This is a genomic window from Roseibium sp. RKSG952, assembly GCF_009711355.1.
Genome location: NZ_SMMF01000286.1, coordinates 1 through 509 on the forward strand (window position 1 = coordinate 1; position 509 = coordinate 509).

Genomic DNA, 509 nt, shown 5'->3' on the forward strand with positions numbered 1-509 from the left:
CAAGACCTTCCGTCAAGATTTCTTCCGTTCGCTCGCGGACGCAAGCCTACTCCGGCAGAATTCAAGGAAATCCCCGCTCCCGTACACCCTATCGACGTGCGAACGGACATCTTCAGGCACGACCTCTCCTCGGACCCTCAAGAGATCCAGGGCACCGCCTACGACCTGCCAGGCGTAATCGTCCGGCTCGCCGCGCTCTGCGGCCCAAAGGGAGAGAAGGGCGTAAATTTCGGAGTGCGTCAGACGAAGCCCGCCTGTACGGAAAGCCGATTTCATGCGCTCATGGTGCAGTATGAAAGGAAACCGCGCGTCCTTGAGGGAAACACCCGCCTCTTCCATCGTCGAGCGAGCCTCGTCGATAACATCCTTGATCCGCTCCCGGTGGATTTGCGGAAAGGAGGTGATGTTCCCGACTGACTTTCTGACGAAAGAAGGACCTGTAGTCTCCGGAATTGACGCGTTCGGCATAACTTTCTCCAAAGATCGGGGTGATGCCGCCTTCGGAAGTC

At 57.8% G+C, this 509-nt stretch carries 1 protein-coding gene; it reads left to right on the top strand.

Annotated elements, in window-relative coordinates; all coding sequences use genetic code 11:
* Window positions 1-417: hypothetical protein (locus E1297_RS49500; RefSeq protein ID WP_209015541.1), on the top strand; the 417-nt coding region annotated here is incomplete at its 5' end.
* Between the last annotated feature and the right edge of the window lie 92 nt (window positions 418-509).